1 pseudogene is annotated in these 575 nt (G+C 69.2%); it reads right to left on the bottom strand.

Annotated features, from left to right (window positions below):
- Window positions 1-556, bottom strand: a pseudogene (locus tag G3N99_RS41370) (DUF3971 domain-containing protein); the annotation flags it as partial.
- Window positions 557-575 lie beyond the last annotated feature (19 nt).

Raw genomic sequence — 575 nt, 5'->3', positions numbered from 1 at the left:
GCCAGCGCAGCGTGCCGCCGCGCAGCACGATCGCCTCCTGCTTCAGCAGCCACGTGCCGAACGTGTCGTTGCCGCCATGGGTGGTCGCCACGCCGACGCCCGCGATGCTCAGCGAGCCGTCGGCCGCGCGCGCGACGACGAGATCGGGCTGGTCGACGATCAGGCTCGACAGCGCGGGTGACAGCCGCAGCAGCGACATCCACGACAGCGCGGCCGTCGCATGCGGCACCGACAGCGCGACCTTGCCATCATGGCCGCGGATCGTCAGGTTCGTGAGTTCGACGCCCGGCTGCATGCCGGACCAGTTCGGGGAAAGCTTGCCGATTGAAAGCTGCGCGTGGAGCTTGTCGGACACCGCGCGTTCGATGCGCGGGCGGAATTCGTCGATGCGGGGCAGCAGGACGTAGCGCAGCCCGAGGAACGCGCCGGAAGCGACGAAGTAGGTGCCGATCCCGACAGCCAGCGTCACCCTGAACACGCGACGCAAGACCGGATGATCGTGCTTCGGAGGTCCCGCTTCGGGCGCAGCTACGGCGGATTCCTGACGGTCGGACATGCGGCGGACGGGCGGCGAA

This window comes from Burkholderia sp. Ac-20392 (genome assembly GCF_017104585.1).
GTDB classification, from domain to species: Bacteria; Pseudomonadota; Gammaproteobacteria; order Burkholderiales; family Burkholderiaceae; genus Burkholderia; species Burkholderia lata.
This window is presented reverse-complemented; position numbering and strand designations above follow the sequence as displayed.